This window comes from Streptomyces sp. NPDC059906 (assembly GCF_042730645.1).
In the GTDB taxonomy this organism is placed as follows: Bacteria; Actinomycetota; Actinomycetes; order Streptomycetales; family Streptomycetaceae; genus Streptomyces; species Streptomyces rubrogriseus.
This window is the reverse complement of record NZ_JBHWKU010000005.1, coordinates 280098-294687: the sequence shown is the minus strand read 5'-3', so window position 1 is coordinate 294687 and position 14590 is coordinate 280098. Positions and strand designations below refer to the sequence as shown.

The following is a 14590-nucleotide window of genomic DNA, read 5'->3' as shown; positions in this document are numbered from 1 at the left end:
TGCCTACGCTCATGTGACCCGCTTTTCCGATCACCGTCAGTCCTGCCCGAACCGCTCCTCCCGGTGCACCCGCCAGCGTTCCATCATCGCCACGATCTCCCGGTCGACGAACTCGAAGAAGGCGAGGGTCTCTGCCATGCGGCGGCCCGCCGGGGTGTCGGCGCCGAGGCTGGCGACGCCCTCGCTCAGCGCGCTCTCCCAGCGTTTGAGGACGGCCTCGCGGTTGGTGAGCGCCTCGTACCACTGGTTGCTGTGCACCCGGTAGCGCTCCCGGCGCGAGCCGGGTTCGCGCTCGCGCGCGACCATGTGCTGCTGGGAGAGGTAGCGCACGGCGCCGGAGACGGCGGCCGGGCTGACCCGGAGGCTCTCGCCCAGCTCCGCCGAGGTCAGCGTGCCCGAGTCGGAGGCCAGCAGCGCGGCGAAGACCCGGGCGGGCATGCGCTGCATCCCGGCCTCGACGAGCTGGGCCGCGAAGCCCTCCACGAACTTCGACACCGCCTCGGGGTCACGCCCCGCTTCCGCCTGATCCGCTGGTTGCCTCATCCCACGATCATCCCTCACCGTCTTGACGGTTTCTTAACTTCACAAGTTTCTGAAAGTAGCGTACTTTCCGAACCATGACGAAGGCAATCAGCGTCTCCGGACTCCACAAGTCGTTCGGACGCACGCATGCTCTGGACGGCCTCGACCTGGAGGTCGAGACCGGCGAGGTCCACGGATTCCTCGGGCCCAACGGAGCCGGCAAGTCCACCACCATCCGGGTCCTGCTCGGCCTGCTGCGCGCCGACTCGGGCGCCGCGCAGGTGCTCGGCCGCGACCCGTGGGCGGACGCGGTTCAGGCGCACCGGCGGATCGCGTACGTCCCCGGTGACGTGACGCTGTGGCGCAACCTCTCCGGCGGCGAGGTCATCGACCTCTACGGCAGGCTGCGCGGCGGACTCGACACCCGGCGGCGCGCGGAGCTGGTCGAGCGGTTCGAACTCGACCCGAGCAAGAAGGGCCGCACGTACTCCAAGGGCAACCGCCAGAAGGTGGCGCTGGTGGCCGCCTTCGCCTCGGACGTGGACCTGCTGATCCTCGACGAACCCACCTCCGGACTCGACCCGCTGATGGAGGAGGTCTTCCAGCGCTGCGTGGAGGAGGAGCGCGAGCGCGGCCGGACGGTGCTGCTCTCCTCCCACATCCTCAGCGAGGTCGAGGAGCTGTGCGACCGGGTCAGCATCATCCGCAAGGGCCGGACCGTCGAGAGCGGCTCGCTCGCCGACCTGCGCCACCTGACCCGGACCAGCGTCACCGCCGAACTCGCGGGCGCCCCGAACGGCCTCACCCGCCTGCCCGGCGTGCACGACCTCGACGTCCGGGGCCACCGGGTCCGGCTCCAGGTCGACACCGACAGGCTGGACGCCGTCCTCAGGTCGCTGAGCGAGACGGGCGTGCGGTCGCTGACGTCGACGCCGCCGACGCTGGAGGAGCTGTTCCTGCGGCACTACCAGGCCGAGGACGCGGAGTCCGGCGCGGAGGTGACGGGGCGATGACCGCTGCCGCCGACGCCACAATTCTCGCCGCCCGGACCGGAGGCTCGCGCCACCTGACCGGCACCGGCACGCTGCTGCGCTTCGCCCTGCGCCGCGACCGCGTACTGATCCCCGTCTGGGTCGCGGTGAACGCGCTCATGGTGCTGTCCATGCCGGGCACCATCAAGGGCCTGTACGGCACCGCCGCCGAACGCGCCGACCTGATGCGGCAGATGGAGACCAACGCCTCGCTGCGCGCCCTGGTCGGCCCGGTCTTCGACGACAGCCTCGGCGCGCTCACCGCCTGGCGCGTCGGCCTGTACGCCGGTGCGCTCGCCGCCGTGATGAGCCTGCTGATCGTCGTACGGCACACCCGGGACGAGGAGGAGAGCGGACGGCAGGAGGTCGTCGCCTCCGGAATGGTCGGCCGCCGGGCCCCGCTCACGGCGGCACTGCTGGCGGCGGCGGTCGCCAACGCCGTACTGGCCCTGCTGATCGCCGTCGGACTGGCCGGGCAGGGTGCGGCCGGTGCGGCGGCCCTCGGCCTCGGGGTCGCGGGCGTCGGGATGCTCTTCGCGACCATGGCGGCGATCGTCGCCCAGCTCACCGAGAGCGCCCGGCTGGCCCGAGGCCTGACGGCGGCGGTGCTGGGCGGGGCCTTCGTCCTGCGGGCGGCGGGCGACTCGGCGACGGACGACGGTTCCTCCGTCCTCACCTGGGTGTCGCCGCTCGGCTGGCTGGAGAACCTGCGGGCCTTCGCCGGTGAACGGTGGTGGGTGCTGCTGCTGATCGCGGGCGCGACGGCGGCGCAGGGGGCCGTGGCCTACGCTCTCGCCGGGCGCCGGGACCTCGGCATGAGCTTCCTGCCGACCCGGCCGGGACCGGCCGCCGGGCGCCTGCGTACGGCCGGTGCGCTGGCCTGGCGCCTGCAGCGGGGCGGCGTCCTCGGCTGGAGCATCGGCTTCTTCGCCGCCGGGGTCGTCTACGGCGGGATGACGGAGGGCGCGGCCGATCTGGTCGGGGACAACGAACAGGCCCGCGAGATCATCGAGCGGATGGGCGGACAGGCCGGGCTGACCGACGCGTTCGTGTCGGCGATGGTCGGCATGCTCGGGCTGATCGCCGCGCTCTACGTCGTGGCGTCGGTGCTGCGGCTCAGCGGCGAGGAGACGTCCGGGCGCGCGGAACCGGTGCTGGCGGGTGCGGTGGGCCGGCTGCGGTGGGCCGCGGGCCACCTGGTGATCGCCTTCGGCGGCGCGGCGCTCATCATGCTGCTCGCCGGGCTCGGCTTCGCCGCCGGGTACGGGCAGGACTTCGGGGCGATCCTGGGCGCCTGCCTGGTGCAGCTGCCGGCGGTGTGGGTGATCGGCGGGGCGGCGGTGCTGCTGCACGGTCTGCTGCCCCGGGCGGCCGTGGCCGCGTGGGCCGTCGCGGGCGCGGTGCTGCTGCTCGGGTGGGTCGGACCGGCGCTGGACGTGCCGCAGACCGTCCTGGACGTGTCCCCATTCGGCCACCTGCCGAAGCTGCCGGGCGGGGAGATGAGCTGGTCGCCGGTGGTGGTGCTGGTGCTGATCGCCGGGGTGCTGGTGGGGGCGGGGCTGGTCGGGCTGCGGCGGCGGGACCTGACGTGACATGACGTCCGCCAGGGGGGGGCGGCCCGGGCGGCGGAATCCGGACAGATCGCGGCGGATCACGGCGGCCCCTTGCGTGGAGGCGACCCTACGGAAATAGTTGAACGCTAAACCACAACGGAAGGGGAGCACCCACATGAGCGTCGCGCTCGTACGCAACCCCGGCGAAGGCACCCACTACCACTACTACGACAGCGTCCAGGAACAGGTCGTCTCGCACACCGAGACCCACGGAGTCGTCAGCGTCGCGCGGCTGACCATGCGCCGCGCGGACGCACCGCCCCTGCACGTGCACAGCCGCGAGGACGAGAGCTGGGTGGTGCTGTCCGGGCGCGTCCGCTTCTGGGTCGGTTCGGCCTCACTCGACGCGTGCGAGGTTCACGACGCCGGGCCCGGCTCCTACGTCTTCGGCCCCCGGTCGGTCCCGCACACGTTCCAGCCGCTCACCACCACGGCGGAGGTGCTGGTCATCAACAACCCGGGGGCGATCGAGGGCTACTTCCGCTCGGTCGGGCCCGCCGGGGCGCGGCACGACCTGGACCACGTGGACGGACTCGCCCGCTACGGGGTGGCCCTCCTGGACGACCCGCCCCACGCGTAGGGCGTGCCGTGCCCCGCGGTGAAACCGATCGTCCGGCTGTGAGCGTCAGGGCAGGTATGAGTCGGGATGCGGTGACGGGTGGTGGCTGTGCGGTCTCGTTCGTCGGGGCCGTGGGTGCGGTGGTCGTGTGGTGGCAGACCTCGCGGACCCAGCGGCACCTGGGCAACGAGTTCGAGAACAACGGGCAGGACTTCGGCGCCGTCCTCACCGAGCTGCCGTTCGTCTTCCTCGCCGGGGCCGTCGTGCCCGCCGTGGTGTGGGGGCTCGGGGCCTGGCTGCTGAGGCGGCGTCGGCGCCCTCAGTCGTCACAGTTCCACGCGTAGCTCCGTCAGGCCGCGCATCACGAAGTTCGGCCTGCGTTCCGGTTCCGCCGCCAGGCGCAGGCCCGGGGCCCGCTCCAGCAGGGACGTCATGGACGCCGCCAGTTCGATGCGGGCCAGCGGGGCGCCGATGCAGTAGTGGATGCCGGCGCTGAAGGAGATGTGGGGGTTGTCGCGGCGGGTGAGGTCGAGGCGTTCCGGGTCGGTGAAGACCGCCGGGTCGTGGTTGGCCGAGCCGAACAGCATCGCCACCTCGGCGCCGCGTGGCAGCGTCGTCCCGTCGACCTCGATCTCGTCCAGGACCCAGCGTTCGAAGAGCTGGAGCGGGGTGTCGTAGCGCATCAGCTCCTCCACGGCGGACGGGACGAGGGAGTGGTCGGCGCGCAGGGCCGCCAGCTGGTCGGGGTGGCGGAAGAGGGCCAGCCAGCCGTTGGTCGTGGCGTTCACCGTGGCCTCGTGACCGGCGTTCAGGAGCAGGACGCAGGTCGAGATCATCTCCTGCTCGGTGAGGCGGTCGTCGTCCTCGTCGTGCGCCGCGATCAGACCGGAGATCAGGTCGTCGCCGGGGTCCTTGCGGCGGGCCGCGATGAGTGTGCGCAGGTACTCCGAGAAGTCGAGGGACGCCCGGACCGCCTTCGCCGCCGTCTCCTCGGACGGGTTCAGCTCGTACATCCCGCAGATCTCCGCCGACCAGGGGCGCAGCGGGGCGCGGTCGGACTCCGGGATGCCCAGCATCTCGGCGATCACGGCGACCGGCAGCGGCTCGGCCACGTCGGTGAGCAGATCGCCGCCGCCCGCCGCGACCAGCCGGGCCACCAGGTCGTCCGCCAGCCCGTTCACGTACGGCTTCAGCCGCTCCACGGTGCGCGGCGTGAACGCCTTCGACACCAGGCGCCGGATACGGGTGTGGTCCGGCGGCTCCAGGTCGAGCATGCCGTGGTCGTTGAGGGTGTGGAAGGGCTCCTGCTCCGGCGGGGGCGGGGTGCGGCCGAAGTCCTCGTGGCTGAAACGGTGCTGGTACGTCCGGCCGAGCCGGCGGTCGCGCAGCAGCGCCGCCACGTCCGCGTGGTGCGGGACCAGCCACTGGTCGCTGGGCTCGTAGTAGAGCACGCGCCCCTGGGCCCGCAGCTCGGCGAAGGCGAGGTAGGGGTCGGCGACGAACGCCGGGTTCCAGGGGTCGAACGCGAGGTCGGACTCAGCCGTCATGGAGGGACCATAGGAAAAGAGGAGCCCCGAGCGGAAGCCCTCATCCCCGGGAGTGCCGCTTGATGCCCTCGACGAAGGCGGCGAAGACGGGGACGGGGACGGAGAGGGCGGCGCGGGCGGGGGCCTTGGAGTCGCGGATGGCGACCCCCGCGGGGAGTTCGGCAATCTCGACGCAGGCGTCGCCGTCGCCGCCGCCGGAGTGGCTGGACTTTCGCCAGTGCATTACAGCTCCTTCGTCAGACGGTGAATGAAGTCGCGCGACGCGGCGGCGTCCAACGACGCCGCCTGCACTCTCCGGAGCAGCGTCCGAAGCTGTTCCAGCTGAGGCTGCGCATCGATGTACGCGGCGCCCGTGGGAGCGTCCCGAAGCGCTGTGTCCAACTGAGGCACCGGACCCCCCAAGTACAGCATGGAGGCTCCGGCACCGGCGAAGCCTTCGCGCTCGATCGGGATGACGCGCACCGCGGCCTGCCCTGCCTCGATCTTGTCGAGAATGAAGCTCAGTTGAGTGAGCGATGCCCGACGGTCGGCCACCATCACACGCAGGGCGAACTCATGCACGATCGTCTCGTACGGAGTCGGAGTTTCCCGCTCGATGACGGCCCGACGCTCCATCCGGTGCCGCACGCGCAGCGCCACATCGTCCTCGGTCAGCTCGGGGCGCGTGTACGTGAACACCGAGCGGGCATAGTCGGCGGTCTGCAGCAGTCCTGGAACGTAGTGGATCACAACCTCGCGCAAGAACGCCGCGTGGTGCTCGGCTTCGGCGCCATCCAGGAACACTGAAGGAAGCACGCCTCGGTACTCCTCCCACCAGCCGCGGGTACGGTCGGTTGCCACCGCGACGAGTGACTCGATCAATGCCGAGTCCGTGCAGGCGTAGTTGGCGGCGAGGCGGCGCAGGCGCTTGGCGCTCACCCCTACGGTGCCGGACTCGATCTGGCTCATCTGAACAGCGTCAGCTTCCAACAGCTGTGCGGCTTCCTTAGCCGTAAGGCCTGTCGCTTCGCGCAACTTTCTCAGCTCGGCGCCCAACCTCGCCCTTCGCGCCGTGAGATGTCTCTTCGGCGGCAACCGGCGCCTCCTCGCTCCAACTTCCCTGCGGGCCTACCTCTTTCGAGCGCCAGAATACTTCAACGGGTTGCATTTTCCTAAGTATAGGAAATACCGTCGGTGACGCGACGCACACGCTGCGGAACCCCGGGGCACCGGAAGCGCACCGCACCGTCCTGCCATGACGGTTGCGGCATGGACACCGCCCGGAGGCCGCGCCCTCTCTCACCTCACCCTCCCCTCACCTGAACGGAGTTGCCGCATGCCCGAAGACGAGCCCTGGGAGTACTCCCTGTACATCCCCAACGACCCGCGCGCAGTCACCGTCAGTCGGCGCACCCTGCGCCTGATCCTCACCATGCACGGGCTGATCCGCCTCGTCGATGTCGCGGAGCTGCTCGCGGCGGAGCTGATCGGCAACGCCGTGCTGCACACCAAGGGCCCCGCCGCACTGCGGGTGCGCTGGTCGCCGCCGGGGACGCTGCGGATCGGGGCGTGGGACACCGATCCCGAACCGCCCGATGCTCCCGCCCGGTTGGCGGATGTGACCGAGGACGAGAGCGGCCGGGGGCTTGGCCTCGTCAGAGCCTGCTCCGACCTGTGGGGCTGGCAGCCGCTGTCCCGGTTCGGGAACCGGGGCAAATATGTGTGGTGCGAGGTCGGTGCCGGTCAGCCCGGGGTGACCAGGCGGGCCTCGTAGGCGAAGACGGCGGCCTGGGTGCGGTCGCGCAGGCCCAGCTTCACCAGGATGCGGCTGACGTGGGTTTTGATCGTCGACTCGGCGACGACGAGGCGTTCGGCGATCTCCGAGTTGGACAGGCCCTGCGCGATCAGGACCAGAACCTCCGTCTCGCGCTCGGTCAGGTCGCCGTAGGCCGCCTGGGCCGAGGGCATCAGGCGCGGGGCGTCGGAGAGCTTGGAGAACTCGGTGATCAGGCGCTTGGTGACCGAGGGGGCGAGGAGGGCCTCACCGGCGGCGACCACCCGGACGCCGTCCGCGAGCTGGCGGGCCGAGGCGTCCTTGAGGAGGAAGCCGGACGCGCCCGCACGCAACGCCTGGTACACGTACTCGTCGAGGTCGAAGGTGGTCAGGACCAGCACCTTCGACGTGGTGTCCGACGCCACGATCTCCCGCGTCGCCTCGATACCGTTCAGCTCGGGCATGCGGATGTCCATCAGGACGACGTCCGGGGCCAGCTCGCGGACCTTCGCCACCGCCTCCCGGCCGTTGACCGCCTCTCCGGCGACCTCGATGTCCGGCATCGCGTTCAGCAGGACCGAGAAGCCCTCGCGCACCATCATCTGGTCGTCGGCGATCAGTACGCGGATCGTCATGCTTCACCTTCGGTCTGGGCGGCGGCGACCGGCAGGAACACCGTCACCTCGTACCCTCCGTCGCCCGTCGGGTCCGCCGTCATCTCGCCGTTCAGCATCGAGACGCGTTCGCGCATGCCCGTGATGCCGTGCCCGGCGCCGGGCGACGCCTTGACCAGGGTGTTCGGCGGGATGGCGGTGTTGACCACGCGCAGGCCCAGGCCTCCCAGGACGTAGGAGACCTCGACGCGGGCCGTCGCGCCGGGCGCATGGCGCAGGCTGTTGCTCAGCGCCTCCTGCACGATCCGGTACGCCGACAGCTCCACACCGGGCGGCAGCTCGCGCACCGCTCCGGTCACCGCCTTGTCCACGGCCAGACCCGCCTCGCGCACGTTGGCGAGCAGGGCGTCCAGGTCGGCGAGCGTCGGCTGCGGGGCGTCCGGGGCCTCGTAGTCCTCGGCGCGGACGACTCCGAGGACGCGGCGCAGCTCGGTGAGGGCGGCCACCGCGTTCTCCCGGATGGTGGCGAAGGCGCGCTCCAGCTCCTCCGGCGGATTCTCCACGCGGTAGGGCGCGGCCTCCGCCTGGATGGCGACCACCGACATGTGGTGCGCTACCACGTCGTGCAGCTCGCGGGCGATGGTCGTGCGCTCTTCGAGCAGGGTGCGGCGGGAGCGTTCGTGCGCCATGACCGTCTGCTGGGCGGTCACCTGCTGCCGGGCGTCGCGCCGGATGTGCCAGACCGATATCAGGAGCAGACCGAAGGCGTTGAGGACCAGCAGCGGGGTGGCATTGCTCCCGAAGTGGCCGGCACCCCAGAAGGAGTCGTTGACGAATCCGTACGCCGCGGTCAGGGCCCACATCCACGCGGCAGTCCGGGGCCGGGTGCGTATCGCCACGATCAGCAGGACCACGGTGTGGCACAGGAACGCGCCGGGCAGCCACGGCCAGTTCGCGTAGCTGCTGCCGAGCAGGGCGACCACGGGGGTGGCCGCCATGGACATCCAGAAGGCACCGACGGGCCGGACCAGTGTGGTCAGCACCGGAACCGCGCACACCAGCCCGCTCAGCAGGCTGAGCGGACCGTCGGGCACACCTTCGACCGTCCCGGCGTAGAGGCACAGGAGTGCGAGGGCCACCACCACCGCGTGCGGGATGCGGGCGGCATGGGGCTTCAGCCGGGCCGGCAGGCGGCGGGCCACCGGGCCGTCCGTGCCCATGCGCGGCAGCGGTCGGTAGGCGAAGGCGTCGTGGAACAGGTCCTCGCGCAGCCCGCTCAGGACATTCATCGCCAGCCGGTACTCGGGGCTGCGCGATCCGCTTCCGCCTCCGGGAGGCGCGGTCCGCATCTGGGTCGTCTCGGTCACGTTGGCAACGGTAGGCGCAGCCGAGGTACGACGTCGTCACCAGTGAGAGGGGTCCTGCGGCATCCGTCTCAGGTACTACGGAGGCAACGACGGGGCTCAGTATCCCGCAGGGCGGACCAGCCCCGACTCGTACGCGAACACCGCCGCCTGCGTGCGGTCCCGGAGGCCCAGCTTCACCAGGATCCTGCCCACATGGGTCTTCACCGTCTGCTCGGCGACCACCAGACGCTGGGCGATCTCCGCGTTCGACAGGCCCTGCGCGATGAGGGCGAGCACCTCCGTCTCCCGCTCGGTCAGCTCGCCGACGCGGGCCTTCAGCGGGGCGCGCGGGCGGTCGTCCAGCCGGGAGAACTCGGCGATCAGCCGCCGCGTGATCCCCGGCGCGAGCAGGGCGTCACCGGCGGCCACCACCCGGACCGCCTCGGCGAGCTGGTCGGCGGAGGCGTCCTTCAGCAGGAACCCGGAGGCGCCCGCCCGCAGTGCCTCGTACACGTACTCGTCGAGGTCGAAGGTGGTCAGCACCAGCACTCTGATCTCCGGGGTCGCCCCGGTGATGCGCCGGGTGGCCTCGATCCCGCCCAACTCGGGCATCCGGATGTCCATCAGGACGACCTCCGGGGCCAGCTCGGCGACCTTGGCCACCGCGTCCAGGCCGTCCACCGCCTGCCCGATCACCTCGATGTCGGGCTGGGTGTTGAGCAGCACGGTGAAACCCTGCCGGACCATCTGCTGGTCGTCGGCGATCAGCACGCGGATCACGCGGCCGTTGCTGCTGGTCGTCATGGGGAGTCGTCCTCGGTGGAAGGGTCAGGGATGAGATCCGTGGGCAGGTCGGGGGCATCGACCGGCAGGAACGCCGCCACCTGGTAGCCGCCGTCCGGCAGCGCCTGCGCCGTCAGCGTGCCGTCGAGCATCGCCACCCGCTCCCGCATGCCGAGCAGCCCGTGCCCGGCACCCTGCGACGGCGCCGGGGTGCGCAACGGCCGGGTGTTGGAGACCACCACACGCAGCCCGATGGGGAGGTGGACGAGGTGGACCTCGGCGCTCGCACCCGGCGCATGCCGCAGCACGTTGCTGAGCGCCTCCTGCACGATCCGGTACGCCGACAGCTCCACCCCGGGCGGCAGTGGTCTGCGTGTCCCGCTGCTGTCCGTGGTGACGGCCAGACCGGCCGCCCGGATGTTCTCCACCAGCGCGTCGAGCCGGTCGAGGGTGGGCTGCGGGGCGTGCGGCGCGGCACCGTCGCCCGCCTCGGGGGCCACCGGCGCGTCCGGGTGCTCGGCACGCAGCACGCCCAGCACCCGGCGCAGCTCGGTGAGCGCCTCCAGGGCGTTCTGCCGGATGCCGGCGAGGTTCTCCTTCAGCTCGTCCGGCGGGTTCTCGACGAGGAGGGGCGCTACCTGGGCCTGGATGGAGATCACCGACATGTGGTGGGCGACCACGTCGTGCAGCTCGCGGGCGATGCGGCCGCGCTCCTCCAGCAGGGTGCGCCGGGCCCGCTCCTCGGCGGTGAGCGTGGTCTGCTCGGCCAGCTGGTTGCGTGCTTCACGGCGGCCTCGCAGGGCGGTGCCGAGGACGACGACGACCGTGAACAGGATGACGGCGAGCTGACCGGTCGGCAGGTAGTTCGAGGCGCCCATCACGCCCTGCACCAGGTAGGTGGTGAGCGCGGTCAGGGCCAGCGCCTCCAGGGACACGCGCGTACGCACCCGCAGGGCGAGCAGCAGCATCACGAACAGGTGCCCGATGAGCCCCGCGGCCGTCCACGGCCAGGTGAACTCGTAGCCGCCCGGGACCATCTCGGCCCGCACGGCGAAGGCCCCGACCAGCATGCCCGCCATCGACAGCCACCACGCCGCGGCCGGTCGCCACAGCGCGAGCGCCATCGCGCCGGCCTGGGCGACGGCGATGAGGAAGGCGAACCCCGGTTCGATCCCGCCGTTGTCCCCGAGCTGGGCGGCGTCCCCGACCAGCACACCGAATGCGGCCAGGAGGACGACCCCGTGCGGGACCCAGCGCAGCCACACCGACGGCGGCAGCGGATCGGCCCGCCAGGTCCACAGGTCGTCGTGCAGCACCCTCAGTACACGCTCGGCCCGGGTCCGGGACCAGGCCCGTTGCCGTTTCCCCCATCGCGTCACAGGGTCCACCCTAGACATGACGTGCATCCGTCGTGGTCGCCCGGCGCCGCGGGCGGTGCGCGCGCACGACCCGGGTACGGCGCCGTCCCCGGCCGTGCTGCTCGCAGGAGCGGAAGGTGGCCCAGCAGCCGGCCAGGACCAGCGCGAACACCGGGAGCCAGGCGAGCCGGGCGGCGACCCAGTCCAGGCCGTCGGGACGCGTGTGCAGGCCGGGCAGACGGCCCGCGAGGAGACCGGTGGCCGTGGTCGCCATCAGGGCCGTCTGGTGCCAGAGGAAGATCGTCATCGCGGACAGGTTGACCAGCGCGACCGCGGCCCAGGCCACGGGACGCCGCAGCGCACGGCGCAGCCGCTCGCGCAGCAGCAGGGCGAGCCCGCACTGGGCCAGGCCGAAGGTGACGGCGGCCAGGGTCGGCGGGTTGAGGTTCGACACGGACGCGCCGGGGACCCCGACCATCGACGCCGGGTAGCCCGCCCAGGCGACGAGCGCCGCGGTCGCAGCCGTGCCGCCGGTCAGCAGGATCCAGCCCGGTCGGCGGTGGTCCAGTTCACCGCGGGACCAGGCGGCGCCCAGGGTGTACGGGACCAGCCAGCCGGCCGCGAGGTTGATCCAGCCGAGCCAGGACGGGGCGCCGAGACCGAAGCGCAGCAGGTCGATGTGGAGGACGACGACCAGCGGCCACAGCGGATGCAGCCGGGTCAGCAGCGGCGTCGCCGCGGTCAGCGCGGCGAAGACCAGCAGGAACCACATCGGGGACAGCGCCAGCTTCACCAGCGTGTGCACGGTCGCGAAGTCCGCGCCCGTGAGCAGGAGCAGCGCCGCCGTCACCGTCCACAGGGCGAGAACCGCCAGGACCGGCCGGAAGAGCCGGGACAGGCGGGCGATCAGCCAGCGGCCGTAGCTCTCGCCTCGGGCACGGGCCGACGCGTATCCACGCGTGGCGACATGACCGCCGACCAGGAAGAACACGGCGAGGGTCTGGAAGGCCCAGGAGACCGGGGCCAGCCAGGGCATCTCCCCCAGCGGGCTGGCCGCGTGCAGGCTGCTGCCGTCGGCGACCAGGGCCGTCACCAGCCAGTGCCCCAGGACCACGCCGAGGATGGCGAGGGCGCGCAGGGCGTCCACGGCCCGGTCCCGGTCCTCGGGCGTGGCCGCGTCGATACGGGCGGCGGCATCGCGCAGGGCGCCGCGCGCGAACGACGGTATGACGGTCGGGGTCGGGGTGAGGTCAGGCATGGGTCACCTCCGTGGTCTCGCCCAGGGCGATCCGGGCCAGGTTCGTCAGGGAGCGGGAGCCGGGGTCGAAGTAGTCGCTGTGGCCGCCGTCCCCGGCGTCGAAGACCCGGGCGCCGAAGGCCGGGGAGACCGGGTCCGTGCCGAAGCCGACGGTGGTGCCGAAGAGGTCGGCGCTGACGTGCGGAACGTGCTCCACCCAGTCGTCGGCGCCCCGTCCCGCCCATATCCGGGCGTCGGAGTGCAGACCGGCGGCGGTGCCGGCGCCGGTGCCGGGGCTGCCGACCAGGGCGATGTCGGCCACGTCCAGGCCGTCGGCGGCGCGGGCGCAGACCACCGAGCCGTAGGAGTGGCAGAGGAGGGCGAGGCGGGTGCCGGGGCCGGTGATCCGGCGCAGGTCGCCGACCAGGTCGCGCAGCTCGGGGGCGGCCCGGTCGGCGCGGCCGGTCGTGGCGACGGTGGTGCTGACGGTGCCCGGCGTCTCGTAGCCCAGCCAGGCCACGACGGCGGTGCGGGTCCCCGCGGGAGCCTCGGCGACGAGCTGCCGGTGCAGGGCCAGGGCGGCGGCGCGGAAGCGGCCGTAGGTGTCGAGGCCGGTGTCGGAGCCGGGGACCAGGACGGCGACGCGGTCGGCCTGCGCCAGGTCGCCGAAGACCTCGGTGACCAGCCCGGCGCCCCGGCCGTCGAAGGCGAGGAGGTGGCGGGACCGGTCGGCCATCGCGCGGTCCGCCGCCGCGCGGTGGCGGTCGCCGTGGTCGGCGGCCATCCGGGAGGCCTCGGCCGCGTTGGCCCGGTTGGCGGCGTACGCCTTGTCCAGCGTGGCGGCCGTCGGGGCCGCGAGCGCGGCGGGCGGCGGGGCGGGGATCTCGGGCCGCGCGGCCCCGGAGAGGGGAAGCGCCACGGCACCCGCGATGAGGGCGGCACAACCGGCGCGGCGCCATCCGCCCACCCGCCGCCGCCAACGTACCGTCGTCCCGGGCCCCATGGCCGCCCCCTCCAGCACGCCCGCCCACCGGGCGCGTCTGCAAGGGAAGTTATGGATCGGGCCGGGTAACCCGCGTCCCGCCAGGGAACTCACCTGCGGGGTAGCTCTCAGGTACTACGGGTACGACGGCACCGGCCGTCCGCTCCGCTCCGCTCCGCTCACCAGGCCAACTGGGCGATCTCCTCCGCCACCACCGCACACGCGTCCGCCGCCGGGTCGATCAGCGGGTAGTGGCCGACGTCCTCCAGCAGCGTCACCCCGACCACCTCCCCGGCCTTCGCCGCCGCGTCCGCGTACGCCTCGGCGACCGCCTGCGGGACGTCCACGTCGGCGCGGCCCTGCACGAGGGTCGTCGCGATCCCCGTGGGCAGTAGCAGGGCGGGGTCCGCGTACGGACGGCGCTCGGCGAACAGCTCGCCGCCGCCGAGCAGTTGCCGTGCCGCGCCACCGCACACGCCGAGTTGGCCGGCGACCTCGAAGTCGGCGATCGGCGCGAGCGCGACCACGCCGCGCAGGGGCGTCGGGCGGTCGGTCCGCCACGGGGCGTCCGCGGGCAGCAGGTGCCTGGCGGCCCCCCACAGGGCGAGGTGGCCGCCGGCGGAGTGGCCGGTGAGCACCACGCGCCGCGCGTCCGCCCGCGGCAGGTGCTGCCGGACCAGCTCCGGCAGGGCGTCCAGCGCGGCGGCCACGTCGTCGAACGTGTCGGGCCAGCGCCCCGCGACGGGATCACCACCCGCGCCCAGCGCACCTGCTCCCTCCGCACCGGCCCCGTCCGCACCGGCCACCTCCGCACGGGCTCCGTCCGCAGCGGCTCCCTCCGCACCGGCCCCGTCCGCACCGCGCCGGTACTCCACACTGGCCACGGCGAAGCCCCGGCGGGCCAGGAAGCCGGCGAACGGGCTGATGTGACGCCGGTCGTACGGGGCCCGCCACGAGCCCCCGTGCAGGACCACCACGACGGGAGCGGCCTCGCCCGGTCCCGCACCGCCGCGCGGCACGTAGAAGTCGATCACCTGGTCGGGGTGGTTGCCGTAACCGGCGGTGCTGTCGGGTTCGACCGCCGGGTGGGAGAGGGCCGATTTCTCCTCCGCCGCGTCCCTCGCGGCAGCGGTGCCCGGTTCTGCGGCGGCGTCCGGCATGGTCAACCTCTCAGCGACGGAACGGTGTTGGCGGACCGGGAGAATGAAATCGGCCGTTGGCCGGACGTTATCAGGCCGATGACGT

General features: G+C 72.6%; 16 protein-coding genes. 5 read left to right on the top strand and 11 right to left on the bottom strand.

The window, feature by feature from the left end:
• Positions 1 to 36: 36 nt before the first annotated feature.
• Positions 37 to 543 (bottom strand): GbsR/MarR family transcriptional regulator, encoded by a 507-nt coding sequence (locus ACFV9J_RS11125; protein WP_385352758.1) that lies wholly within the window; start codon positions 541 to 543, stop codon positions 37 to 39.
• 74 nt (positions 544 to 617) lie between these two features.
• Between ACFV9J_RS11125 and ACFV9J_RS11120 the strand changes: the two genes are divergently transcribed.
• The 4 genes from ACFV9J_RS11120 (at position 618) to ACFV9J_RS11105 (ending at position 4069) form a co-directional block, all read left to right on the top strand.
• Positions 618 to 1535: an ATP-binding cassette domain-containing protein gene (locus ACFV9J_RS11120; protein ID WP_385352756.1), complete on the top strand. Its 918-nt coding sequence runs from the start codon at positions 618 to 620 to the stop codon at positions 1533 to 1535.
• Positions 1532 to 3145 (top strand): ABC transporter permease, encoded by a 1614-nt coding sequence (locus tag ACFV9J_RS11115; protein WP_385352754.1) that lies wholly within the window; start codon positions 1532 to 1534, stop codon positions 3143 to 3145. Before ACFV9J_RS11120 ends, ACFV9J_RS11115 begins: the two co-directional genes overlap by 4 nt.
• A 136-nt stretch (positions 3146 to 3281) precedes the next feature.
• On the top strand, positions 3282 to 3746 hold the full coding sequence (locus tag ACFV9J_RS11110; protein ID WP_385352752.1) for a cupin domain-containing protein: 465 nt from the start codon (positions 3282 to 3284) through the stop codon (positions 3744 to 3746).
• A gap of 110 nt (positions 3747 to 3856) precedes the next feature.
• Positions 3857 to 4069, top strand: coding sequence for a hypothetical protein (locus tag ACFV9J_RS11105; protein WP_385352750.1), 213 nt, complete (start codon positions 3857 to 3859; stop codon positions 4067 to 4069).
• Here the strand turns inward: ACFV9J_RS11105 and ACFV9J_RS11100 are convergent.
• Genes ACFV9J_RS11100 through ACFV9J_RS11090 form a run of 3 tightly spaced genes read right to left on the bottom strand, consistent with a single transcriptional unit; the run spans position 4052 to position 6346 of the window.
• Entirely contained in the window at positions 4052 to 5272 is a 1221-nt protein-coding gene (locus ACFV9J_RS11100; RefSeq protein ID WP_385352748.1) for a cytochrome P450, read from the bottom strand. The genes ACFV9J_RS11105 and ACFV9J_RS11100 overlap by 18 nt on opposite strands.
• A gap of 40 nt (positions 5273 to 5312) precedes the next feature.
• Positions 5313 to 5495: a DUF397 domain-containing protein gene (locus tag ACFV9J_RS11095; protein WP_385352746.1), complete on the bottom strand. Its 183-nt coding sequence runs from the start codon at positions 5493 to 5495 to the stop codon at positions 5313 to 5315.
• Positions 5495 to 6346 carry a helix-turn-helix domain-containing protein gene (locus ACFV9J_RS11090; protein WP_385352744.1) on the bottom strand — a complete coding sequence of 284 codons (852 nt, stop codon included), beginning with the start codon at positions 6344 to 6346 and terminating at the stop codon, positions 5495 to 5497. Before ACFV9J_RS11090 ends, ACFV9J_RS11095 begins: the two co-directional genes overlap by 1 nt.
• 241 nt (positions 6347 to 6587) lie before the next feature.
• Between ACFV9J_RS11090 and ACFV9J_RS11085 the strand changes: the two genes are divergently transcribed.
• A complete protein-coding gene (locus ACFV9J_RS11085) occupies positions 6588 to 7025 on the top strand; it encodes an ATP-binding protein (RefSeq protein ID WP_385352742.1) in 438 nt (145 codons plus the stop codon).
• On the opposite strand, the gene ACFV9J_RS11080 is transcribed toward ACFV9J_RS11085, so the two are convergent.
• From ACFV9J_RS11080 to ACFV9J_RS11050, 7 genes are all read right to left on the bottom strand, one after another.
• On the bottom strand, positions 6995 to 7660 hold the full coding sequence (locus ACFV9J_RS11080; RefSeq protein WP_385352740.1) for a response regulator: 666 nt from the start codon (positions 7658 to 7660) through the stop codon (positions 6995 to 6997). The genes ACFV9J_RS11085 and ACFV9J_RS11080 overlap by 31 nt on opposite strands.
• Positions 7657 to 9006, bottom strand: coding sequence for a sensor histidine kinase (locus tag ACFV9J_RS11075; RefSeq protein ID WP_385352738.1), 1350 nt, complete (start codon positions 9004 to 9006; stop codon positions 7657 to 7659). Before ACFV9J_RS11075 ends, ACFV9J_RS11080 begins: the two co-directional genes overlap by 4 nt.
• Before the next feature lie 96 nt (positions 9007 to 9102).
• Positions 9103 to 9789 (bottom strand): response regulator transcription factor, encoded by a 687-nt coding sequence (locus ACFV9J_RS11070; protein WP_031085127.1) that lies wholly within the window; start codon positions 9787 to 9789, stop codon positions 9103 to 9105.
• Positions 9786 to 11165 carry a sensor histidine kinase gene (locus ACFV9J_RS11065; RefSeq protein ID WP_385352735.1) on the bottom strand — a complete coding sequence of 460 codons (1380 nt, stop codon included), beginning with the start codon at positions 11163 to 11165 and terminating at the stop codon, positions 9786 to 9788. Before ACFV9J_RS11065 ends, ACFV9J_RS11070 begins: the two co-directional genes overlap by 4 nt.
• Complete coding sequence (locus ACFV9J_RS11060) at positions 11158 to 12384, bottom strand: acyltransferase (RefSeq protein ID WP_385352733.1); 1227 nt, start codon at positions 12382 to 12384, stop codon at positions 11158 to 11160. Before ACFV9J_RS11060 ends, ACFV9J_RS11065 begins: the two co-directional genes overlap by 8 nt.
• Positions 12377 to 13366 carry an alpha/beta hydrolase gene (locus ACFV9J_RS11055; RefSeq protein ID WP_385352731.1) on the bottom strand — a complete coding sequence of 330 codons (990 nt, stop codon included), beginning with the start codon at positions 13364 to 13366 and terminating at the stop codon, positions 12377 to 12379. Before ACFV9J_RS11055 ends, ACFV9J_RS11060 begins: the two co-directional genes overlap by 8 nt.
• Positions 13367 to 13524: 158 nt before the next feature.
• Positions 13525 to 14505 carry an alpha/beta hydrolase gene (locus ACFV9J_RS11050; protein ID WP_385352729.1) on the bottom strand — a complete coding sequence of 327 codons (981 nt, stop codon included), beginning with the start codon at positions 14503 to 14505 and terminating at the stop codon, positions 13525 to 13527.
• Positions 14506 to 14590 lie beyond the last annotated feature (85 nt).